22 protein-coding genes are annotated in these 21,915 nt (G+C 66.4%); 12 read left to right on the plus strand and 10 right to left on the minus strand.

Annotated features, from left to right (window positions below; all coding sequences use genetic code 11):
* The first annotated feature begins 19 nt into the window (after positions 1-19).
* From Mspo_RS09715 to Mspo_RS09740, 6 genes are all read left to right on the plus strand, one after another.
* Positions 20-922, plus strand: a complete 903-nt coding sequence (locus tag Mspo_RS09715) for a LysR family transcriptional regulator (protein WP_159729202.1) — start codon at positions 20-22, stop codon at positions 920-922.
* 145 nt (positions 923-1,067) lie between these two features.
* A complete protein-coding gene (locus Mspo_RS09720) occupies positions 1,068-1,544 on the plus strand; it encodes a formate dehydrogenase subunit gamma (RefSeq protein ID WP_159729204.1) in 477 nt (158 codons plus the stop codon).
* The gene (locus Mspo_RS09725; protein ID WP_159729206.1) at positions 1,541-3,094 is read left to right on the plus strand and encodes an NADH-quinone oxidoreductase subunit NuoF; all 1,554 of its coding nucleotides are present in this window, start codon (positions 1,541-1,543) and stop codon (positions 3,092-3,094) included. The genes Mspo_RS09720 and Mspo_RS09725 overlap by 4 nt, the downstream gene beginning before the upstream one ends.
* A gap of 11 nt (positions 3,095-3,105) precedes the next feature.
* Positions 3,106-5,976, plus strand: coding sequence for a formate dehydrogenase subunit alpha (gene fdhF / locus Mspo_RS09730; RefSeq protein WP_159729208.1), 2,871 nt, complete (start codon positions 3,106-3,108; stop codon positions 5,974-5,976).
* A gap of 223 nt (positions 5,977-6,199) precedes the next feature.
* Positions 6,200-7,030 (plus strand): formate dehydrogenase accessory sulfurtransferase FdhD, encoded by an 831-nt coding sequence (gene fdhD, locus Mspo_RS09735; protein WP_159729210.1) that lies wholly within the window; start codon positions 6,200-6,202, stop codon positions 7,028-7,030.
* Positions 7,020-7,241 carry a formate dehydrogenase subunit delta gene (locus Mspo_RS09740; RefSeq protein ID WP_159729212.1) on the plus strand — a complete coding sequence of 74 codons (222 nt, stop codon included), beginning with the start codon at positions 7,020-7,022 and terminating at the stop codon, positions 7,239-7,241. The genes fdhD and Mspo_RS09740 overlap by 11 nt, the downstream gene beginning before the upstream one ends.
* 51 nt (positions 7,242-7,292) lie before the next feature.
* Here the strand turns inward: Mspo_RS09740 and Mspo_RS09745 are convergent, their stop codons facing one another.
* On the minus strand, positions 7,293-8,477 hold the full coding sequence (locus Mspo_RS09745; protein WP_244613295.1) for a lytic murein transglycosylase: 1,185 nt from the start codon (positions 8,475-8,477) through the stop codon (positions 7,293-7,295).
* Between the two features lie 197 nt (positions 8,478-8,674).
* Here Mspo_RS09745 and irrA point away from each other — a divergent pair, with 197 nt between their 5' ends.
* Positions 8,675-9,157: an iron response transcriptional regulator IrrA gene (gene irrA, locus Mspo_RS09750; protein WP_159729216.1), complete on the plus strand. Its 483-nt coding sequence runs from the start codon at positions 8,675-8,677 to the stop codon at positions 9,155-9,157.
* Between the two features lie 65 nt (positions 9,158-9,222).
* On the opposite strand, the gene Mspo_RS09755 is transcribed toward irrA, so the two are convergent.
* From Mspo_RS09755 to Mspo_RS09765, 3 genes are all read right to left on the minus strand, one after another.
* The gene (locus tag Mspo_RS09755; RefSeq protein ID WP_159729218.1) at positions 9,223-9,783 is read right to left on the minus strand and encodes a DUF2442 domain-containing protein; all 561 of its coding nucleotides are present in this window, start codon (positions 9,781-9,783) and stop codon (positions 9,223-9,225) included.
* The gene (locus Mspo_RS20270; protein ID WP_368854806.1) at positions 9,747-9,980 is read right to left on the minus strand and encodes a DUF4160 domain-containing protein; all 234 of its coding nucleotides are present in this window, start codon (positions 9,978-9,980) and stop codon (positions 9,747-9,749) included. The genes Mspo_RS09755 and Mspo_RS20270 overlap by 37 nt, the downstream gene beginning before the upstream one ends.
* Before the next feature lie 179 nt (positions 9,981-10,159).
* On the minus strand, positions 10,160-11,044 hold the full coding sequence (locus tag Mspo_RS09765; protein WP_159729222.1) for a UTP--glucose-1-phosphate uridylyltransferase: 885 nt from the start codon (positions 11,042-11,044) through the stop codon (positions 10,160-10,162).
* A 191-nt stretch (positions 11,045-11,235) separates the two neighbouring features.
* Here Mspo_RS09765 and galE point away from each other — a divergent pair, with 191 nt between their 5' ends.
* Positions 11,236-12,222: a UDP-glucose 4-epimerase GalE gene (gene galE, locus Mspo_RS09770; RefSeq protein WP_159729224.1), complete on the plus strand. Its 987-nt coding sequence runs from the start codon at positions 11,236-11,238 to the stop codon at positions 12,220-12,222.
* 102 nt (positions 12,223-12,324) lie between these two features.
* Here galE and Mspo_RS09775 read toward each other — a convergent pair whose 3' ends face one another.
* Positions 12,325-13,257: a LysR family transcriptional regulator gene (locus Mspo_RS09775; RefSeq protein WP_159729226.1), complete on the minus strand. Its 933-nt coding sequence runs from the start codon at positions 13,255-13,257 to the stop codon at positions 12,325-12,327.
* 135 nt (positions 13,258-13,392) lie between these two features.
* On the opposite strand from Mspo_RS09775, the gene Mspo_RS09780 reads away from it, so the two are divergent.
* Positions 13,393-14,424: an NAD(P)-dependent alcohol dehydrogenase gene (locus tag Mspo_RS09780; protein WP_159729228.1), complete on the plus strand. Its 1,032-nt coding sequence runs from the start codon at positions 13,393-13,395 to the stop codon at positions 14,422-14,424.
* Between the two features lie 10 nt (positions 14,425-14,434).
* On the opposite strand, the gene ppc is transcribed toward Mspo_RS09780, so the two are convergent.
* The 3 genes from ppc to Mspo_RS09795 form a co-directional block, all read right to left on the minus strand.
* Positions 14,435-17,194 carry a phosphoenolpyruvate carboxylase gene (gene ppc / locus Mspo_RS09785; RefSeq protein ID WP_159729230.1) on the minus strand — a complete coding sequence of 920 codons (2,760 nt, stop codon included), beginning with the start codon at positions 17,192-17,194 and terminating at the stop codon, positions 14,435-14,437.
* A 150-nt stretch (positions 17,195-17,344) separates the two neighbouring features.
* Complete coding sequence (locus tag Mspo_RS19885) at positions 17,345-17,704, minus strand: type II toxin-antitoxin system RelE/ParE family toxin (RefSeq protein ID WP_244613306.1); 360 nt, start codon at positions 17,702-17,704, stop codon at positions 17,345-17,347.
* Positions 17,638-17,925 carry a type II toxin-antitoxin system ParD family antitoxin gene (locus tag Mspo_RS09795; protein WP_159729234.1) on the minus strand — a complete coding sequence of 96 codons (288 nt, stop codon included), beginning with the start codon at positions 17,923-17,925 and terminating at the stop codon, positions 17,638-17,640. The genes Mspo_RS19885 and Mspo_RS09795 overlap by 67 nt, the downstream gene beginning before the upstream one ends.
* 254 nt (positions 17,926-18,179) lie before the next feature.
* On the opposite strand from Mspo_RS09795, the gene Mspo_RS09800 reads away from it, so the two are divergent.
* From Mspo_RS09800 to Mspo_RS09810, 3 genes are all read left to right on the plus strand, one after another.
* Complete coding sequence (locus Mspo_RS09800; RefSeq protein ID WP_159729236.1) at positions 18,180-18,710, plus strand: hypothetical protein; 531 nt, start codon at positions 18,180-18,182, stop codon at positions 18,708-18,710.
* A 29-nt stretch (positions 18,711-18,739) separates the two neighbouring features.
* Positions 18,740-19,726: a biotin synthase BioB gene (gene bioB / locus Mspo_RS09805; RefSeq protein WP_159729238.1), complete on the plus strand. Its 987-nt coding sequence runs from the start codon at positions 18,740-18,742 to the stop codon at positions 19,724-19,726.
* 192 nt (positions 19,727-19,918) lie between these two features.
* A complete protein-coding gene (locus Mspo_RS09810) occupies positions 19,919-20,761 on the plus strand; it encodes a shikimate dehydrogenase (protein WP_159729240.1) in 843 nt (280 codons plus the stop codon).
* Positions 20,762-20,765: 4 nt separating this feature from the next.
* On the opposite strand, the gene Mspo_RS09815 is transcribed toward Mspo_RS09810, so the two are convergent.
* Entirely contained in the window at positions 20,766-21,320 is a 555-nt protein-coding gene (locus Mspo_RS09815) for a phasin family protein (protein WP_159729242.1), read from the minus strand.
* A gap of 151 nt (positions 21,321-21,471) precedes the next feature.
* The gene (locus Mspo_RS09820; RefSeq protein WP_159729244.1) at positions 21,472-21,831 is read right to left on the minus strand and encodes a phasin; all 360 of its coding nucleotides are present in this window, start codon (positions 21,829-21,831) and stop codon (positions 21,472-21,474) included.
* Between the last annotated feature and the right edge of the window lie 84 nt (positions 21,832-21,915).

The raw sequence follows: 21,915 nt of genomic DNA on the forward strand, positions 1-21,915 counted from the left end.
GAAGGGAGCCGAGCCTCAAGTGATCGACAAGCTGGAGTTCTTCATCACCGTCGCCAAGGAGCGCAGCTTCTCCCGCGCAGCCGAGCTGTGCGGGGTGACGCAGCCGACGCTCTCGGCCGGGATCAAGCAGCTCGAGGACAGTCTCGGCGTGCTGCTCGTCAATCGCTCCTCGCGCTTCCACAGCCTCACCGCCGAGGGCGAGCGCGTGCTGGAATGGGCCAAGCGCATCGTCGCCGACGCGCGGGCGATGCGCCAGGAGGTCCGCGCGCTGAAGGAGGGGCTCGGCGGGCCGCTCAAGATCGCCGCCATCCCGACGGCGCTGACCATGGTGCCGGCGCTGACGACGCCTTTTCGCGAGAAGCACCCCAATGTGCGCTTCACCATTCTGACGAGCTCGTCGACGGAAATCCTGTCGATGCTGGACAATCTCGAGATCGACGCCGGACTCACCTATCTCGACAACGAGCCCTTGGGGCGTGTGAGGACCGTGCCGCTGTTCTCCGAACGCTATCGGCTGCTCACCGCCGCCGAAAATCCGCTCGGCAACAGAGACAAGGTGACCTGGGCCGACGTCGGCCGCATTCCGCTCTGCCTGCTCACGCCCGACATGCAGAATCGCCGCATCGTCGAGCGGCTGATCCGCGACGCCGGCGGCGAGCCCGAGCCCGCGCTCGAATCCAATTCGGTCATCGTGCTCTTCGCCCATGTGAAGACCGGGCGCTGGGCCACGATCCTACCCGAAAAGCTGGTCGACTCGCTGCGCGTCGCCGCCCCCTTGCGCTCGATCCCGATCGTCGAGCCCGAGGCCGTTCACGAGATCGGCCTCGTGGTTCCGCACCGCGAGCCGACCATTCCGCAGGTCGCCGCGCTCGTCGCGGAGGCGAAGAAGTTCGCGCGAAATCAGGGGATTGGCGATCTATAGGATTCGCCTATGATCTAACCATTCCAGATTATTGATCCCGACGGTTTTTTGCTGCACTGTCCAAGCAATTACCTAAAATGGGCGGCTGTCGCTCAGGAAGGCCCGCTCTGTAAGAACGGGCCGGCTCGATAAGAACGGGGAAGAAATGTCTGGCGCTGTTCCGTGGAACGAGGCGCGGGCGCAGGAGATCATCGACGCCCATCTCGGGCTCGAGGGTCCTGCCCTGCCTATCTTGCATGCCATTCAGGAAGAATTCGGCTATGTGCCGGAGGCGGCGGTGCCGCAGATCGCGCAATCGCTGAACATCTCCCGGGCGGAGATGCACGGCGTCGTCAGCTTCTACCATGATTTCCGCCGCGCGCCGGCCGGGCGCCATGTGCTGAAATTGTGCCGCGCCGAGTCCTGTCAGTCGATGGGATCGGAGAAGATCGCCAGGGAGTTCCTCGAGCGCCTGAAGCTCGAATGGGGCGGGACGACCAATGACGGCTCGCTGACCGTCGAAGCGGTCTATTGCCTCGGTCTGTGCGCCCACAGCCCCGGCGCGCTCTTCGACGGCGAGCCGATCGGCCGCGTCGACGGCGATCTGCTGGACGAATTGGCGTCGGAGGCGCAAAAGGCATGACCAAAGTCTACGTTCCCCGCGACATGGCCGCGCTCGCGGTCGGCGCCAAGCGCGTCCTCGCCGCGATCGAGAAAGAGGCCGCGGCGCGCGGCGAGCAGATCGAGATCATTCGCAACGGCTCGCGCGGCCTGCTGTGGCTCGAGCCTCTGGTCGAGGTCGAGACGCCGGCAGGGCGCGTCGGCTATGGCAATGTGAAGCCCTCCGACGTTCCCTCGCTGTTCGACGCCGGCTTTCTGAAGGGCGGGGCGCATCCGCTCTCCATCGGCAAGGTCGAGGAGCATCCCTATTGGGCCAAGCAGACGCGCGTGACCTTCGAGCGCGTCGGAATCATCGATCCCGTGAACCTCGACGATTATGTCGCTCACGGCGGCGGGCAGGGGCTCGCCAAGGCCTTCGAGATCGGCCCGGCCAAGGTCATCGAGGAAGTGACGAAGTCCGGCCTGCGCGGCCGCGGCGGCGCGGGCTTTCCGGCCGGAATCAAATGGAAGACGGTCGCCGACGCGCCGGCCGACCGCCGCTATGTCGTCACCAACGCCGACGAGGGCGATAGCGGCACTTTCGCCGACCGCATGGTGATGGAGGGCGATCCCTTCGTCCTCATCGAGGGCATGACGATCTGCGGCTACGCCATCGGCGCGAGCAAGGGCTTCATCTATCTGCGCGCCGAATATCCGCAATGCGCCGAGGTGCTGACCGAGGCGCTCACGGCGGCGCGCGCGGCCGGCTGGCTCGGCGAGAATGTGCGCGGCTCCGGCTTTTACTTCGACATAGAGCTGCGCATCGGCGCGGGCGCCTATGTCTGCGGCGAGGAGACCTCGCTGCTGGAGAGCCTCGAGGGTCATCGCGGCATCGTGCGCGCCAAGCCGCCGCTGCCGGCGCATGTCGGCTTCATGGGCCGCCCGACCGTGGTCAACAATGTGCTGACGCTCGCCACCGCTCCGGCCATTCTCGCCAAGGGCGGCGAATATTACGCCTCCTTCGGCGTCGGCCGCTCGCGCGGCACCATGCCGCTGCAGATCGCCGGCAATGTGAAATTCGGCGGCCTCTATGAGACGCCCTTCGGCCTGACGCTCGGCGAGATCGTCAATGACATAGGCGGGGGCACGCTCTCCGGCCGTCCGGCGCGCGCCGTGCAATGCGGCGGCCCGCTCGGCGCCTATGTGCCGCCGTCGCTGTTCGACACGCCTTTCGACTATGAGGCGTTCCAGAAGCACGACAGCCTCATCGGCCATGGCGGCCTCGTCGTTTTCGACGATACGGTCGACATGGCGCAGATGGCGCGCTTCGGCATGGAGTTCTGCGCGATCGAGAGCTGCGGCAAATGCACGCCCTGCCGCATCGGCTCCACGCGCGGCGTCGAGACGATCGACAGAATCGTCGAAGGCGTCGATGTGGAGGCGAATATCGAGCTCCTGTCCGATCTCTGCCACACGATGAAATTCGGGTCCCTCTGCGCGCTCGGAGGTTTCGCCCCATATCCAGTCGAGAGCGCACTTCGTCATTATCCGGAAGATTTCCGCAAAGCGACGCTTCCCGCCGCCGCCGAGTGAGGAGCAAAGCCATGAGCCTCGTCAAAGAAACCGATTATGGCACGCCCGCGTCGAAGTCGGAGAACAAAGTCACTCTGACCATCGACGGCGTATCCGTCACCGTGCCGGAAGGCACGTCCATCATGCGCGCGGCGATGGAGGTCGGGACCGAAATCCCGAAGCTCTGCGCCACCGACAGCCTGAAAGCCTTCGGCTCCTGCCGTCTCTGCGTCGTCGAGATCGATGGCCGCTACGGCACGCCGGCCTCCTGCACGACGCCGGTTCTGCCCGGCATGACCGTCCACACGCAGACGCCGCGCCTCGCGGCGATCCGTCGCGGCGTGATGGAGCTCTATATCTCCGACCATCCGCTCGACTGCCTCACCTGCGCCGCCAATGGCGATTGCGAGCTGCAGACGATGGCGGGCGCGGTCGGCCTGCGCGACGTGCGCTACGGCTATGACGGCGCGAACCATGTGTTCGCCCGCAGCCGAGTCGACGGCAAAGCCAATTTCGAGTGGATGCCGAAGGACGAGTCGAATCCCTATTTCACCTACGACCCGTCGAAATGCATCGTCTGCAATCGTTGCGTTCGCGCCTGCGAGGAGACTCAAGGCACTTTCGCGCTGACGATCGACGGCCGCGGCTTCGACAGCCGCGTCTCCCCCGGCATGGCCGAGGCTTTCATGGAGTCGGAATGCGTCTCCTGCGGCGCCTGCGTGCAGGCCTGCCCGACGGCGACGCTCACCGAGAAGTCGGTCATCGCCATCGGCCAGCCGGAGCATTCGGAAGTCACCACCTGCGCCTATTGCGGCGTCGGCTGCACTTTCAAGGCGGAGATGCGCGGCGAGGAGATCGTCCGCATGGTCCCGTGGAAGGACGGCAAGGCCAATCACGGCCATAGCTGCATCAAGGGCCGCTTCGCCTATGGCTATGCGCTGCACAAGGAGCGCATCACCTCGCCGATGATCCGCGACAAGGCGACCGATCCCTGGCGCGTCGTTTCCTGGGACGAGGCGATCGCCTTCGCCGCCGATCGCTTCAAGACGATCATCGAGACGCACGGCAAGCGCTCGGTCGGCGTGATCACCTCCTCGCGTTGCTCGAACGAGGAGACCTATCTCGTCCAGAAGCTGACCCGCGCCGGCTTCGGCAACAACAACACCGACACTTGCGCGCGCGTCTGCCATTCGCCGACGGGCTATGGCCTCAACCAGGCCTTCGGCACCTCGGCCGGCACGCAGGACTTCGACTCGGTCGACGATTCCGACGTCATTCTCGTCATCGGCGCCAATCCGACCGACGCGCATCCTGTGTTCGGCTCGCGCATGAAGAAGCGCCTGCGGGAGGGCGCCAAGCTCATCGTCGTCGATCCGCGCCGCATCGATCTCGTGCGCTCGCCCCATATCGAGGCGAATTATCATCTGGCGTTGAAGCCCGGAACCAATGTCGCGATCGTCACGGCGCTGGCGCATGTGATCGTGAAGGAAGGCCTCGTGAACGAGGCCTTCGTCCGCGAGCGTTGCGATTGGGACGAGTTCCAGGATTGGGCGGCCTTCGTCTCCGACGAGCGCAACAGCCCCGAGGAGGTCGAGAAGCTCTCCGGCGTGCCGGCGGAAGACATTCGCGCCGCGGCGCGACTCTACGCCACCGGCGGGCGCGCGGCGATCTATTACGGCCTCGGCGTCACCGAGCACAGCCAGGGCTCGACGACGGTGATGGCGATCGCCAATCTCGCCATGGCGACCGGCAATCTCGGCCGTCGCGGCGTGGGCGTCAATCCGCTGCGCGGGCAGAACAATGTGCAGGGCTCCTGCGACATGGGCTCCTTCCCGCACGAGCTGCCGGGCTATCGCCACATCTCCAACGAGGCGGCGCGCAAGAGCTTCGAGGAGGCGTGGGGCGTCACGCTCGACAATGAGCCGGGCCTGCGCATCCCGAACATGTTCGACGCGGCCATCGCGGGCGAGTTCAAGGGCCTCTATTGCCAGGGCGAGGACATTCTCCAGTCCGATCCGGACACCAAGCATGTCAGCCGTGCGCTCGAGGCGATGGAATGCGTCATCGTGCAGGATCTCTTCCTGAACGAGACGGCGCATTACGCCCATGTGTTCCTGCCGGGCGCGAGCTTCCTCGAGAAGGACGGCACTTTCACCAACGCCGAGCGCCGCATCCAGCGCATCCGCAAGGTGATGAGCCCGAAGAACGGCTATGGCGATTGGGAGATCACCCAGATGCTCGCCAAGGCCTTCGGCCTCGACTGGAGCTATTCGCATCCGAGCGAGATCATGGACGAGATCGCGCGGCTGACGCCGACCTTCAAGAACGTCTCTTACGAGAAGCTCGACAAGGACGGCTCGGTGCAATGGCCGTGCAATGATGCGGCGCCGGAAGGCATGCCGATCATGCACATCGACGGCTTCACGCGCGGCAAGGGAAAATTCGTCATCACCGAATATGTCCCGACCGACGAGAAGACCGGACCGCGCTTCCCGCTGCTGCTGACCACCGGCCGCATATTGTCGCAATACAATGTCGGCGCGCAGACCAGGCGCACCGAGAACAGCCAGTGGCATCCGGAAGACGTGCTCGAGATCCATCCGCATGACGCCGAGCTGCGCGGCGTGCGCGACGGCGATTGGGTGCGCATCGCGAGCCGCGCCGGCGAGATCACGCTGCACGCCAAGGTCACCGACCGCGTGGCCGCGGGCGTCGTCTACACCACCTTCCATCACCCGCTCTCGCAGGCGAATGTGGTCACCACCGATAATTCGGATTGGGCGACCAATTGCCCCGAATATAAGGTGACGGCGGTGCAGATATCGCCCTCCAACGGCCCGACCGAATGGCAGGAGCAATATCGCGAGCTCTCCGACAACGCCCGCCGCATCGCGGCGGAGTAAGCGGTATCGATGGGCGTGACCCTTCTCCCGTTCACGGGAGAAGGTGGCCCCGCGAAGCGGGGTCGGATGAGGGCGCTCGCGATATGGCGATCGACTCGACATTGCCGGTATTCGAGATGATTGGTCCGTTCGATGGACCCTCATCCGACCCGGCTGCGCCGGGCCACCTTCTCCCGCAGGCGGGAGAAGGGGCGCGCGCTGGAGGAAGAAACGGCGTTTCGAAATGACAGAGGAGCTTCCCGCCGCCAGTGTCCGCGTTCCGTGCATCGCGCGGCGTAATGACGCTGCGTCGGATAGTTCCCGCATCGTCCCGGAAGAAACGCCCATCGCCTTCACCTATGGCGGCTCGACGCACGCGGTGATGATGGCGACGCCCGCCGATCTCGAAGATTTCTCCATCGGCTTCGCGCTCACCGAGGGCCTCATCGATAGGGTCGACGAGGCCGGCGCGTTCGAGATCGTCTCTTCCGAGGCCGGCATAGAGCTGCGCAGCTGGCTCGCCGGCGGTCGGCAGGAGGCCTATGCGGCGCGCAGGCGCTCCATGGCCGGGCCGACCGGCTGCGGCCTCTGCGGCATAGAGAGCCTCGAAGAGGCGAGCCGTCCGCTGCCCGTGCTCGACAATGCGCTGCGCCTGTCCTCGCAGGCGCTCATCGCCGCCATGGATCGCCTGCCCGGCGCGCAGCCCTTGAACCGCGAGACGCGCGCCGTCCATGCCGCCGCCTTCTGGGCGCCGGAGTCGGATGCGCTGATCGTCCGCGAGGACGTCGGCCGCCACAATGCTCTGGACAAGCTCGCCGGCGCCTTGGCGCGCCAGGGCCTTCCCGCGTCGAGCGGCGTCGTGCTGATGACGAGCCGCATATCCGTCGAGCTCGTGCAGAAGGCCGCCCGCATCGGCGCGCCGATCATCGCGGCCGTTTCCGCGCCCACGGCTCTGGCCGTGCGAATGGCGGAAAAATGTGGCATGACGCTCGTCGCGGTCGTGCGCGGCCGCGACTTCGAAATCTTCACCCACCCCGAACGCATATTGGAACAGGTCTCGACCCATGTCGCATAATCCGGCCGAGAAGCTCGTCAAAATGGCCAATCAGATCGGCAAGTTCTTCGCCGCCCAGCGGCATTCGGACGCCGTCGCCGGCACGGCCGAGCATTTGAAGAAATTCTGGGATCCGCGCATGCGCGCCGGCATCATCGACCATGTCGCCCATGGCGGCGCGGGGCTGGACGAGGTGCCGCTGCAGGCGGTGCAGAAGCTCGCCGGCAAGTGAGCGAAGAGTGAGTAGTGAGTAGCGTTCTCTCTACTCACCACTCGCTACTCACTATTTTCGCAATCTCTCCAAAACCTCTTTCGTCGCGAAGCCGTCCGCCGGCCGCACGCCTTCGCTCAGCTGAAAGGCGTGCACGGCGTTGCGGCTGGTGCGGCCGAGCTTGCCGTCGATCGCGCCGCGATAGAAGCCGCGCTCGGCGAGCAGGCGCTGCATCTCCTTGCAATCAGCGGTCGAGAGCGCTGCGATCTTTTTCGGCCAGGGCGCGATCGGCGTCGGCCGTCCGGCGATTCGGTCGGCGAGCAGGCCGATCGCCAGCGCATAGGCGTCGGACGTGTTGTATTTGCGGATCACCTCGAAATTATCGGTGATGAGAAAGGCCGGCCCGGCCGCGCCGGCGGGCAGATAGAGGCTCGCCGGCCCGCTCGCCGGCAGCGCCGCGTCATCCGCGGGCGCGACGCCGAGCGCCCGCCATTGCGCGAAATCGAGGTCGAATTCGGCGTAGTCGAAGCCTTTCGGCAGGACGACCTCGAGACCCCAAGGCAGGCGCGGGTCCCAGCCCGAGAATTTCAGGAAATTGGCGATGGAGGCGAGCGAATCGAGGCGATTCGTCCAAATGTCCGGCGCGGCGTCGCCGGCATAGCTCGTCGCATATTTCAGATAGGCGGAGGGGAGGAATTGCGGCTGGCCCATCGCGCCAGCCCAGGAGCCGCGCAGCCGCGCGCGCGTCACATCGCCTCTCTGCAGCATGACGAGCGCCGCGACGAATTCATCCGCGAAAATCGCGCCCCTGTGGCCGGCATAGGCCAAAGTCGCCAGCACGCGCAGAGTGTCCGCGCCGCCGGTCGCGGAACCGAAATTGCTTTCCACGCCCAATATGGCGAGCGCGACTTCCGGGGAAACGCCGCTGCGCCCCTCGAGCGTCGCGAGCGGGCCGGCGAGCTCGCCCGCGATCGCGCGGCCGCGCGCGATGCGAGCCGGCGCGACCGCGTCGGCGACATAGGAGGGGATGGAAATCGTGAATTCGGATTGAGCCTGTGGGCGCCGCAGCAATCCTGGCTCCGGCGTCAGGCCGGCGACGGCGGAATCGAAAATCTCGCGCGCGACGCCGGCTTGGCGCGCGGCGGGCCAAAGTCGCTGCAGGAAATGGTCGAGATCAGAACCAACGGCGCTTTCCCGCGCCACCGCGAAAGGACTGGAAAAAGCCGTCAGGACAAAGAGTAGGAAAACGGCCGGCAATGTTCTGCATGCTTCGCGGCGACTGGCGCGGGCGTGAGCGAAACCTTGTCGCAATTTTGTCCCCGAGCTTGGCCATTCTTTGGAATCTTTACACTTTTGGCCATTTTGTTTGACACTTCGCTGCGCTGCGTTTTCAATCGTCATGTCTCGACTTCCACATGGAGCCGCGAACAGGATAGGACTTGAGGCGAACGGAAATGACGCATCAACCCATGATTACGAGTTTTCGTGCGCCGATCCAGCTCGGAAAAAAGCCCGGCCCCATAAAGGACGAGCATGAGCTGAAGGCCAAGCTGAGAGCGGCCGGCCTTCGCCCCACCTCTCAGCGCATCTCGCTCAGCAAGCTGCTCTATGGCAATGGCGACCGCCATGTGAGCGCCGAGGCGCTGCACGCCGAAGCGCGCGAGGCCGGGCTGCAGATGTCGCTCTCGACCGTCTACAACACGCTCAATCAATTCGCCGACGCCGGCCTGTTGCGAGAGATCGCCGTGCAGGGCCCGCGCACCTATTTCCACACGCGCACCGCGCCGCACCATCACTTCATGGACGAGGTGAGCAAGCGCATGTTCGACGTGGCGGACGGCTCCGTCGAATTCGCCAAGCTCCCAGCGCCGCCGGAGGGCATGGAGATCGTCGGCTGCGACGTGATCATCCGCCTGCGGCCCAAGCGGAAGGGGTAAAGCGGCTTTCGGGGCGCCCTCTTTGGCGTGATCGTTTCAGAAAGGCGCCGGCCGGGCGACTTTTCTCACGCCTTCTTTCGCATCGCGGCCTTTGGCGCTCGGCCTTTCCCCGGTTTCGCCCTCGGCTTCGCATGGGCGCCGCCTCCCGCCGATACCTCGACCTTCTGACGCGATAGGCGCTGGCCGTCCGCGTCCAGCGCGCGGGTCGCGAGCGCGACGACGCGAGGAATCGGCTTCTCGCCCTGCTCGTAGTAGGCGACCATCCGCCGGCCGATTCCGAGGGCTCGGGCGGCCGTGTCGAGCGTGTAGGCCCGCCGCTCTCGCCAGCTCTTGAATTCGCCGGCCGACATTGTGGCGCCGGCCTGTTCCTGCGCGAGCCGCCAAAGGGTGTCCGCGCTCATATCGATCTCGTCCGACCAGACGATATCGGTCCCGAGGTCGCCGAGCCGAGCCGACTTGAACAATTCTGGAGCTTGGCGAAGCGGCTGGTAGAGCTTGTAGGCGCCGATGTGGCCCGACACGTCGACTCTGCTCGACTCTCCGTTGTTCCATTCGAGCCGCAGCGTCCACGGCTTGCGGCCATCGACCTTCACGGCCACGATGCGCGGCAAAACCTTCCTCGGCATTTCAACCCCGTTCGTTGAGCCGCGCCCATTCGGCTGCGAGTCTTGTCCCCGTTCCGCTGCGCCCACTCCAAGGCCTCCGCGATCTGCGCGGGCTTCGCCCGGCCGGCGATGACCTCGAGGCCGTCCAGCGCGATCAAAACCTCGAAAGTGGTCGAGACAATGTGAAAATGCGGCGGGCGGTGATCGTCGGCGTACATGCGGATGTAGACGGCGCCGAATTGTTGCAATGTCGGCACGACGCGACCTCGAAATGAGATGCAATAGTTGCACTAGGAAGCGCGGAAATCAAGGCGACAAAGGCAATTCTTCGACAGGAGAGACGACAGCCCCGCCCTCGCGTCGCCTGAGCGACGCCGAGCGGGGAGGGGGCCTACGATCAGCCGAGCAGCTTGGCGATCTCCGACTTGAGCCCATCGGCTATGTCCTGACGCGCCAGGCCGAAGGCGAGATTGGCGGCCAAAAAGCCGAGCTTCGAGCCCGTGTCATAGGTCTTGCCGTCGAAACGCACGCCGTGGAAGGCCTGCGACGCGCTCAGCGCCACCATTCCGTCGGTGAGCTGAATCTCGCCGCCCGCGCCCTTCTCGCCCTTGGCCAGAATGTCGAATATCTCGGGCTGCAGAATATAGCGTCCGGAGATCATCAGATTGCTCGGCGCGGTTCCGCGCGGCGGCTTCTCCACCATGCCGGTGATCTCGAAGCTCGCGCCGAAATCCGCGCCCACCGAGACGACGCCATATTGGTGCGTCTCCTCCGGCGGCACTTCCTCCACCGCTATGATATTGCCGCCGTGCCTCTCATAGGCCTCCACGGCCTGGGCGAGGCAGCGGCTCTTTTTCGGCCCATTGCCGAGCGTCACCATATCCGGCAGCAGCACGGCGAAGGGCTCGTCGCCGACGATCTCGCGCGCGCACCAGACTGCGTGGCCGAGCCCGAGCGGCGCCTGCTGGCGGGTGAAGCTGGTCGCGCCGGCGGCCGGCAGATCGGCGACGAGCGCCTCATATTCCTTCACCTTGCCGCGCTTCTTCAGCGTGTCCTCGAGCTCATAGGCGATGTCGAAATGATCCTCGATGACGCCCTTGTTGCGCCCCGTCACGAAAATGAAATGTTCCACGCCGGCCTCGCGCGCCTCGTCCACCACATGCTGGAGCACGGGGCGATCGACGACGGTGAGCATTTCCTTCGGAACCGCCTTGGTGGCGGGAAGGAAACGCGTGCCGAGACCTGCGACGGGGAAAACAGCCTTGCGAATAGGTTTGCTCATGTTTAGTCCATTCGGAGCGAGTGTGACCCGAGCGCGAGATCGCGACGCCCGAGCCGAATTTCGGAAAAGTCGAAATCGATTTTCCCCGCAATGGCGACGGACGAGCGCCCAGTCCACGCCGGGTCAGAATTCGTCCTTAACCATTGCCCGTTAATTTCCCGTGAGGAAGCTTCGAGCAGGAATTGCGCGGAATGACCATTCTCGTGACCGGCGGCGCCGGCTATATCGGAAGCCATATGACGCTCGATCTGCTCGATTCGGGCGAAGACGTCGTCGTGCTGGACGACCTCTCCACGGGGTTTCGTTGGGCGGTCCCGGAGCAGGTTCCGCTCATTGTCGGCGATTTCGGCGACGAAGCGCTGCTGCGCGACCTCTTCGCCCGCCATGCGATCGAATCGATCATCCATTTCGCCGCCAAGATCGTGGTGCCCGACTCCGTCGCCGATCCGCTCGGCTATTATCTGAACAATACGGCGAAAGCGCGGGCGCTGCTGGCGGGCGCCGTGGCGGCGGGCGTGAAGCGTTTCATCTTCTCCTCGACCGCGGCGGTCTATGGCGATCCGGAGCGCAATCCGGTGACGGAGGACGAGAGCCTGAAGCCGGTCTCGCCCTATGGCCGCTCGAAGCTGATGGTCGAGTGGATGCTCGAGGACGTGTCGCGGGCGCATGACCTCTCCTATGTAGCGCTGCGCTATTTCAACGTCGCGGGCGCCGACCCCGAAGGCCGCTCCGGCCAGTCGACGCCGAGGGCCACCCATCTCATCAAGGTCGCGGTGCAGGCGGCGCTGGGGCTGCGGCCCGGAATACAGGTGTTCGGGACCGATTATCCGACGCCCGACGGCACCTGCCTGCGCGACTATATCCATGTCACCGATCTCGCCCGCGCCCATCTCGACGCGCTGCGCCATCTGCGCGGGGGAGGGGAGAGCCTCGTCTGCAATTGCGGCTATGCGCATGGCTTCTCGGTGCTCGAGGTCATCGATACGGTCAAGCGCGTCTCGGGCGTCGATTTTCCGGTCGAATTCGCCGGGCGCAGGCCGGGCGATCCGGCCGCGATCGTCGCCGCCAACGATCGCATCCGCTCGCGGCTCGGCTGGACGCCCCGCTACGACGATCTCGAGACCATCGTGCGTCAGGCGCTCGACTGGGAGCGCAAGCTCGCCGCGCGCAGCATCTGAATACGACTATTTGTGCAATGAATGAGCTTGCGCCGTGCAGGACGAGGCGCTCATGTCGCGGCGCAGGCCCGCTCTAATCGGAGCGGCGTCGCCGGCGATCCGTCATTCGAGACCGGGCTGCTCCCAGGGCGGAACGGGCGCGAAACGGCGCAGGAGCTCGTCGACCGCCGTTCTGACTTTCGGCGCCATATCCTTGGCGCGCGGCCAGAGAGCGTGGATCGGCGCGGGCTCCGTCGCCTCGGCGAGCAGCGATTCGAGCCGTCCGCTCTTCAAATCTTGGTCGACGAGCCAGAGGGGCAGAAGCGCGAGGCCGGCGCCGGCCAGCGCCGCGTCGCGCAGCGCTTCGCCATGGCCGAGCCTGTGCCGCGGCCGAACATCGATCTCGGTCGCCGCGCCGTCCTCTCCGCGCAGGCGCCAGGGAAACGTCCGGCCGTCGCGCGAAAAGGCGATGCAATCATGTCCGGCGATCTCGGCGGGCGTTTTCGGCCGCCCGCGCGCGTCGAGATAGGCGGGAGCGGCGCAAAGAAGCGCGCGCTGCGTCCCGAGCTTGCGGCCGATGAGGGTCGCGAGATCGCCGGGCTCGCCGAGCCGAACGACGAGATCGACGCCTTCCTCCACCAGCAGCACATTGCGGTCGGTGAAGGAGACGTCGAGGTCGAGCTCGGCATGGCGCCGCGCGAGCTCCAAAAGCGCCGGCATGACCCACAGCCGCCCGAAGGCGATCGGCAGGCTGACGCGCAGCAGGCCGCCGACCGTCTGACGCCGGGACGCCAAAAGCGCCTCTGCGCTCTCGAGCTCGGCCAGGACTTTCAGGCAGCTCTCGTAATAGGCGCGCCCATCCGCGGTCAGTCCGAGGCTGCGCGTCGTGCGGTCGAGGAGGCGCGCGCCGAGTCTCTCCTCGAGCCGGCCGACTGTTTTGGCGACAGCGGATTTCGAGAGGCCCATCTGCGCCGCGGCGGCCGTGAAGCTTCCCGATTGCGCAGAATGGACGAAAGCGGCGACGCCGGAGAGATGCGAACGCGGGTCGAGGCTCATCCCATCGATCCTTTGACGACAATATCGCGGAAATGCTCGTCCAAATGAGCGCCATGCGCGAAGGACGATTGTCAATACAGTCCTCGCCGGATGCGACCGCCGTCCCGGCGGCCGCCCGACGAAAGGAAAAGTCTCATGAGCGGTTCGATGCGCGTCTGGCGTCTGCGCCAATTCGGTGTCGACAATCTCGAACGGGCCGACATCCCGATTCCGCCCGTCGGCGAGGGCGAGCTTCTGATCCGCGTCGCGGCCGTGTCGCTGAACTATCGCGACAGCCTGGTCGCGGAGGGTCGACTCCTCGCCGAGCCGCCCGCCTTGCCGTTCACGCCGGTCTCGGACTTCGCGGGCGCCGTCGTGGAGACGGGCGCGGGCGTGACGCGTTTTCGCGTCGGCGATCGCGTGATGGGGAATTTCTGGACGCGCTGGATCGACGGGGAGCCGCCCGTCTCGCTGTGCCGCTACGGCGAATCGCTCGGCGGTCCGCTGCCCGGCGCGCTCGCCGATTACATCGTGCTGCCCGAGACGGTCGCCGTGCGTTCGCCGTCCTCGCTCTCGGACGAGCAGGCCTCGACGCTGCCCATCGCGGCGCTGACCGCCTGGTTCGCCCTGGTGGAGACAGGACGCCTCGCGGCGGGCGAGAGCGTGCTGATCCAGGGAACGGGCGGCGTCTCGCTGTTCGGCCTGCAGATCGCGCGCGCGCTCGGAGCAAGGACGATCGTCCTCTCGCGAGACGCCGCCAAGCTGCGCCGGGTCGAGGCGCTCGGCGCCGATCATGGCGTCGACACGTCGCAGACGCCCGAATGGTCCGCTGCGGTCCTCGCTTTGACGGACGGACGGGGCGTGAACCATATTCTCGAGACGATCGGCGGCGACAATCTTCGCCGCTCGATGGAAGCCCTGGCGAGCGGAGGCCGCATCTCGCAGATCGGCCTGCTCGCGGGCGAGACGCTCCAATTCCCGGCCCTGCCGTTCATGCTGCGGCGGGCCATATTGCAAGGCGTCGCCGTCGGCCACAGACGCGCCTTCGAGGATCTCGTCGAGGCGATCGACCGCTTGGCCATCGCGCCGGTCGTCGACCACGTCTATGGTTTCGACGAGGCGCCCAAAGCCTTCGCTCATCTCGGGCGAGGCCCATTCGGCAAGGTGATCGTCTCGATGGCGCGCTGACGCGCGCGCGTCACCCCGTATTGCGCAGGCCGGCGGCGACGCCATTGATGGACATCAATATGCCCTGGCGGATGTCGTCGCCGGTCTGGCCGCCGCGCCAGCGGCGAATGAGCTCCACCTGCAGATAGTTGAGCGGCGCTATATAGGGGAAGCGGTGATGCAGCGAGCGGGCGAGCGCCGGATTGTCGGCGAGCCGCTGGCTCGATCCCGTGACGTCGGCGAGCGCGCGATTGGCGCGCGTCCATTCCGCTTCGATCTCGCCATAGATGCGCTCGGCCAGCGTCTGGTCCGGCGCCAGCCCGGCGTAATGACGCGCGATCGAGAGATCCGTCTTGGAGAGGATCATGTCGATATTGGAGAGCAGCGTGCGGAAGAAGGGCCATTCGCGATACATGCGCTTCAACAATTCGAGCCTCACGCCATCGTCGCCGTCGAGGAAGCGCGCGATCGCCGAGCCGAATCCATACCAGCCGGGAAGGGCGAGGCGCGCCTGGCCCCAGGAGAAGCTCCAGGGAATGGCGCGCAGATCCTCGATCTTGCGCGAGGGCTTGCGCGAGGCCGGCCGCGAGCCGATGTTGAGCGAGGCGATCTCGGAGATCGGCGTCGAGGCGAAGAAATAATCGACGAAGCCCGGCGTCTCGTAGACGAGGCCGCGATAGGCGTCCATGCCCCATTGCGCGAGCTTTTCCGCGACCTCGAGGAATTCCGGCGGCGGCGACTTGCTGTGCGAGAGCAAGGTCGCCTCGAGCGTCGCGGCGACGAGCAGCTCGAGATTGATGCGGCCGATCTGCGGATTGGCGTATTTCGCGGCGATCACCTCGCCTTGCTCGGTCAGGCGGATCTGCCCGTTCACCGTGCCCGGCGGCTGCGCGAGAATCGCGTCATAGCTCGGGCCGCCGCCGCGTCCCACAGTGCCGCCGCGTCCATGGAAAAGGCGCATGGCGATGGAGGGCAGGCCCGCGAAGAACTCCGCGAGCGCGGTGGAGGCGCGATAGAGCTCCCATATGCTCGCGAGAATGCCGCCGTCCTTGTTGCTGTCGGAATAGCCCAGCATGATGTCCTGCTGCGCGCCCGAATTGGTGACGAGCTTGACGATTCCCGGCAGCGCATAGAAGTCGCGCATGATGCCGGCGGCGTTGCGCAGATCGCCGATCGTCTCGAACAGCGGCACGATGATGAGTTCGGCGGCGACGAGTCCGGCGTCGCGCGGATCGAGCGTGCCGCGCATCATGCCGCATTCCTTCTGCAGCAGCAGCACTTCCAAGAGATCGCTCACCGTCTCCGTATGGCTGACGATGTAGTGGCGGATCGACTCGTGGCCATAGGTCTTGCGCATTTCGGCGGCGCGCTCGAAGATCGCGAGCTCGCTCGCCGTATCCTCGCTATAGTCGGCGTCGACGAGCCGCACCGGGCGCGGATCGCCGAGGAGGCGCAGCAGCAATTGCCGCTTCTCGTCCTCGGCGAGAGCGGCGTAGTCCGGCGCGACGCGCGCCTCTTTCAGCAGCTCGGCGATCGTCTGCTCGTGACGATCGGAGCTCTGCCGCAAATCCACTGTCGCGAGATGAAAGCCGAAGACTTCCGCCGCGCGGATCAAGGGCTCGAGGCGCTGCGTCGCGATCACCTCGCTGTGATGGCAGCGCAGCGAATCGTCGACGATCTCGAGATCGGCGAGGAAGGCGCGCGGATTGGGATAGGGATTCGCCGGCGTCACGGCGTGGCGCTGCGCCTGCTGGCCGGTCAGCTCCTCGAGCGTCGCGGCGAGGCGCGCGTAGACGCCGATCAGCGCGCGGCGATAGGGCTCGTCGTCGCGATGCGGATTGTCGTCGCCAGAGCGCGCCGCGAGCTGCTCCAGCGCCTGGCTGCAGCCGGCGTAGCGGCGCGAGATCGAGAGCTCGGCGCCGAGCTCATGCACTTCGTTGAGATAGAAGCGCAGCGCCGTCTCGCTCTGCATGCGCAGCGCATTGGCGAGAGAATCGGCGCGCACATTGGGATTGCCGTCGCGGTCGCCGCCGACCCAGGTGCCCATGCGCAGGAAGGGCGGAATGCGCAAGCCGTCGAGCCGCTCCTCTATCTCGGCGTAGAGCAGAGGAATCTGGCGCAGGAAGGTGCTGCGGTAGTAGCTCAGCGTGTTGGCGATCTCGTCGCGCACGGTGAGCCGCGCCTGCCGCAACAGCTCGGTCTGCCAGAGCTGCGAGACGCGGGCGCGGAGTTGCAGCTCGTTGCGGGCGAGCTCCGTCTTGTCGCGCGCGTGCTGGCGCGCGATCAGCAGCGCGGAGATGGCGTGCTCGGCGTCGAGCAGGCTTTTCCGCCGCACTTCCGTCGGATGGGCGGTGAGCACCGGCGACACCCAGCCGTTGGAGAGCACCTGAGCCACCTTGCCGGGGCCGATCGACGCCTTGCGCAGATGCGCGAAAGTATTGGCGAGGCTCGGCTCGGCGGAGCCTTCTTCGCCGAGCAGCGGATGCAGGTCCTCGGCGATATTGGCGAGATGGGAGAAATAGCTGAAGGCGCGGATGACGGTGACGGCCTCGCTCGCCGAGAGCGAGCGCAAGAGCGCCTCGAGCTTGTGGTCGGCCTCGAGGTCGCCATTGCGGCTCACCGCGACGGAGAGGCGGCGGATCGTCTCTATGCGCTCGAAGGCGGCGACGCCCTCCTGCTCGCGCACCGTATCGCCGAGCAGGCGGCCGAGCAGGCGAATGTCGGCGAGCAGCGACTGGTCGTCGAGCTGGGCGGAGGAGCTGAAATTGGCGGCGTCTGTTTCGACTTGCATATGGGGCGTCGATCCTCGGGCGGGGGCGCCGATAGGCGCGGTAAGTGAAGGCAGCTATAGCAGATTTTGGAGGGGGGCGGTGTGGGCGAGGATGGGCGCCCTAGGCTCGGCTTTCGATACGAAGGCGACATTCGGGACCACATGCGCCGATCATCGAGCCGAAAATCCCCCATGCTCCGCGATTGCGGCAGCGTCCCGCGCGCCATGCAGCACACGCACGATAATGACCTCGGTCGCGGTGACGGCATAGTAGATCGCGTAACTGCGGTGAAACGTCACGCGCAGGCCGCGCGCCAGTCGATCGCGCGAAGTCCCTGCCGAGGGAAAGTCGAGCAAGACCGCGCAAGTGGTCTCGATCTTGTCGAGCAACCGCGTCGCGGCCGCCTCCGAGTCTGCGGCGACATAAGCCCAGATTTCGGCGAGATCGGCTTCCGCCGCATCGGTCAGGCGGAGAAACAGCGGCTCGCCAATAGTTTCCTCCCTCGCGCGATGATGCTGTCGGCGTCGAATTTCTTCACGCGGCCTGCGGCGACGTCGGCGAGCCCTTTGTCGATGTCGGCCTTCAGCGCGGCCAGCTCCTGAAGCTGTAAGGCGCGCTTGATTTTCCAATCACGGATGGCTTCGCGGATGACTTCGCTGGTCGAGGCGTAGTCGCCATCGGCGACGGCGCTTTTGACTACGGCGGCCATGTCGGTCGGCAGCGTGATGGTGAGCCGTTCGATCTCGGCCATGGGCGGCCTCCTGTCAAATGAGCGATCATACTTTATCATACTATTGACAGATTGCGAGGGCGAAACGGCCGTGGCAGTCGCAAAGGTCTTCTGAATTCCGCGGCAAGCATTTTATGCAAAGCGTGTTTTTCTCCCCCGCTGGCGGAAGCTTCCCCATGCGCGCCGCATCCTCGCCGACCCGCTCCCTCCCTTGTCCGCCCCGCCCGTCCGACTTATAGACCTCGCTGCGGCCGTAACCTCACGAGTTCACGAGAATGGAAGACGCGTCCTCGATTCTGATCCCCGCCGCCGTCGGCGCGCTGCTCGGCGCGGCTTTCGCCTTTCTCGCCCGCTGGTCGGAGCGTTATCCGCGGGCCGGCTCCCGCCGCGCGCTCGCCTATGGGCTCGTCGCTTGCGCCGCGCTCTATGTCGGCCTCTCCTTCGCCTCGGACGATCCCAAGGCCTGGTTCGGCATAGAGATGACCGGCTTCGCCATCTTCGGCTCCTTCGCGCTGCTCGGCCTCATCGGCTCGCCCTGGTGGCTGGCGGTCGGCTTCGCGCTGCATCCGCTCTGGCATCTGCAGTTCCATTATCTGGGCACGGGCGCGGCGTTCGCGCCGGCCTGGTTCACGCTCGGCCTCACCGGTTTCGATCTGGCCGTCGTCGCCTATGTCGTCTATGCCATTCTGCGCGGGACCGACCCCGCGCTCCAGCGCAAGGCGCGGCCCTCGGCCCTCGGCGGCGGCGACGAGCCGGATCGTCCGCTGACGCGCAACGAGCGCCGCCTCGCCAAAAAACCCCGCTGAACCGCAACGCTCGAGGAAGGCGCCGCCCGATGAACGCTCCCGCCGATTTCACTCTCCGTCACGACTGGACGCTGGAGGAGATCGTCGCCATCCATGATTCGCCTCTGCTCGAGCTCGTCGCGCGGGCGAGCGCGCTGCACAGCCGCTTCTTCGATCCCAATGACGTGCAGAAGGCGGCGCTGCTCAGCATCAAGACCGGCGGCTGTCCGGAGAATTGCTCCTATTGCTCGCAATCGGCGCATCACCGCGAGGTCAAGCTCGACCGCGTCGAGCTGATGCAGGTGGACGAGGTGCTCGGCGCCGCCGCGCGCGCGCGGGAGGCGGGGGCCGATCGCTTCTGCATGGGCGCGGCCTGGCGGCAGGCGCCCAGGGGCGAGCGTTTCGAGGCCGTGCTCCAAATGGTGCGCGGCGTGCGCGCGCTCGGCATGGAGGCCTGCGTCACCCTCGGAATGCTCGACGACGGGCAGGCGAAGTCGCTCGTGGAGGCGGGTCTCACCGCCTATAATCACAATCTCGACACCGGGCCGGAATTCTACGGCGAGATCGTCACCACCCGCACTTATGAGGATCGCCTGCAGACGCTCGCCGCCGTGCGGCGCGCCGGCATCGAAATGTGCTGCGGCGGCATCATCGGCATGGGCGAGAGCGTGCGCGACCGCGCCCATATGCTGCAAGTGCTGGCCTCCTTCGATCCGCATCCCGAGAGCGTGCCGATCAACGCGCTCGCCGCGATCGAAGGCACGCCGCTCGCCGGCCGGCCGCCCGTCGATTCGCTGGAGCTCGTGCGCATGATCGCGACGACGCGCATCCTCATGCCCAAGTCGCGGGTGCGCCTGTCGGCGGGCCGCTCGAGCCTTTCGCGCGAGGCGCAGATCCTGTGTCTCGTGGCCGGCGCCAACTCGATTTTCTACGGCGAGAAGCTGCTGACGGCCGATAATGCGGGCGTCGACTCCGACGCGGCCTTGTTCTCTGCGCTAGCGGCTCGAGGCGAGGGCGCCTGCGCGGCGAAGCGATAGGGGCCTGGCGCTACCTCGCCCTCATGCCGAGGAGGCTCCGCAGGAGCCGTCTTAAAAGCACGAGGGCGAGCTCCAGGACGCGGAATGAAGGTTTCCTCGTCCTTCGAGACGCCGATTCGCGGCTCCTCAGGATGAGGAAACCTTCACCCCAACCATCCCGTAGCGGATGGGGTATATGCGGGGAACGAAAACATGCATGGGCAGGACCGCTTTCTCCTCGCCGGCGTGATGGGCTGGCCCATCTCCCATTCGCGCTCGCCGAAAATCCACAGCTACTGGCTCGCCCGCTACGGCCTCGCCGGCGCCTATGCGCCGCTCGCCATAGAGCCCGGCCGGCTCGAGGCGGCGCTGCGCGCTCTGCCGTCGTTGAATTTCTCGGGCTGCAATCTCACCATCCCGCATAAGGAGAGGGCGCTGTCCATCGTCGACAGCCTCGACGCGAGCGCCAGGCGCATAGGCGCGGTCAATTGCGTGGTGGTGGAGGAGGACGGGACGCTCTCGGGCCGCAATTACGACGGCTTCGGCTTCACCGCCTCACTGCACGCCGCCGCCCCCATGTGGCGGGCGGACGCCGGGCCGGCCGTGGTCATCGGCGCGGGCGGGGCCGCGCGCGCCGTCATCGCCGGCCTCATCGACGCCGGCGCGGCGGAGGTGCGGCTGTTCAACCGCACGCTCGAGCGCGCGCAGAAGATCGCCGCCGATTTCGGGCCGCCGGTCGCCGCCTTCCGTTGGGAGGAGCGCGCCGAGGGTCTCGCCGGCGCGGGCCTTCTCGTCAATACGACGAATCAGGGCATGGTCGGCGAATCGCCGCTCGATCTGTCGCTCGATCGCCTGCCGACCGCCGCCCTCGTCTCCGACATCGTCTATGCGCCGCTGGAGACGCCGCTGCTGGCGGCGGCGCGCGCGCGCGGCAATGTCGCTGTGGATGGGCTCGGAATGCTCATCCATCAGGCGCGGCCGGCCTTCCGCGACTGGTTCGGCGTCATGCCGGAGGCGACGCCGGAACTGCGCGCGCTGATCGAAGCGACGCTCTGAACCGTTACGCCACGAAGGCCGAAACGGCGAAGCGGAAGGGCGACCAGAGGCTCGACAGCTCGACGAGCTCGTTGGCGCGCTTCACGAAATTCGAGTAGCGCTCGCTCGCGAAGCGCGACTGCGCCTCGACCGCCTCCCCGACCGATTTCGCCTGACCGAGCGCCAGCGCCAGATCGAGGACCGCGGCGGCGTTCTCGCTTACGAGATCGAGCGCCTTCAGCGACCAGACGCTCGGGTCGAGCGGGATCGACTCGGGCTTCGGCGCCGATGTCTCGAGCGTGGCGGCGACAATGGACAGGGTCGGGGTGAAGGTTTCGACGACGGGCGCGGCGGCCAGGGTCTCGAAAATCGGCTTCGCCGTGGTCTCGACGGCGGGCTCGGCCGTCGCCAGCGCCACTTCGACGGGCTCCAGCGCGGCGGAGACCGCTTCGATCTCGGCGGCGGGCGGCGCGGGCGCGGCGGCCGCCGGCTCCTCGTCGTCCAGCGCGTCCTTGAGGGTGATCGGCGGCTCTTTCGGCGGCGCCGGGCGTTTGGAAGGACCTCTCGTAGGGATGGCCATAGCTTCGGGCTCCTGTGCTCTGGTTCCGGCGCGCCGACCGTAATCGCGTCGGCGCGATGCTCGAGGAAAAAGCCGCCAAACTCACGCCGCAACGCGTCTCGTCGAGGCGCCGCGCGTCGCCGCCGCGGCGCCGTCGCAACTCACTCGCAGGTCACTTGCCGGTCGTCGCCTTCTGCAGCGCGGCGCCGAGCTCCTTCGCCTGGGTCTGGATCGTCTCGACCTGGCTCTTCACATACTCCGCCTGGAGCTGGAGAACCTCCTGCGGGTCTTTCGCACGCAGCAGCTTCTGAGCGAGGTCGAAGGCGGCGTTGACATTGGCTTCGGCGTAGCCGAGCGCCTTGGCGCTCACGTCCTTGGCTCCGACCTGGAAGGTGGCGGTCGTCGTCTCGACGGAGCCGATCGCTTTCTGCGCCGCTCCGGCGAATCCCTCGAAAGCCTTGCGCGCCTGCTCGACGCTCTTCTCGGCGAAGTCGCGGACTTCGTTCGGTATCTGATAAATCGGTTCGCTCACGAATGCTTCCTTCTCGTCGGGTCGGCCGCCGGCCGGATGCGCGGCCGCTCTCGGCCGACCGTCTGCGGAGCCGTTCGCGCGCGC

It is taken from the genome of Methylosinus sp. Ce-a6, from assembly GCF_009811655.1.
Classification (GTDB): domain Bacteria; phylum Pseudomonadota; class Alphaproteobacteria; order Rhizobiales; family Beijerinckiaceae; genus Methylosinus.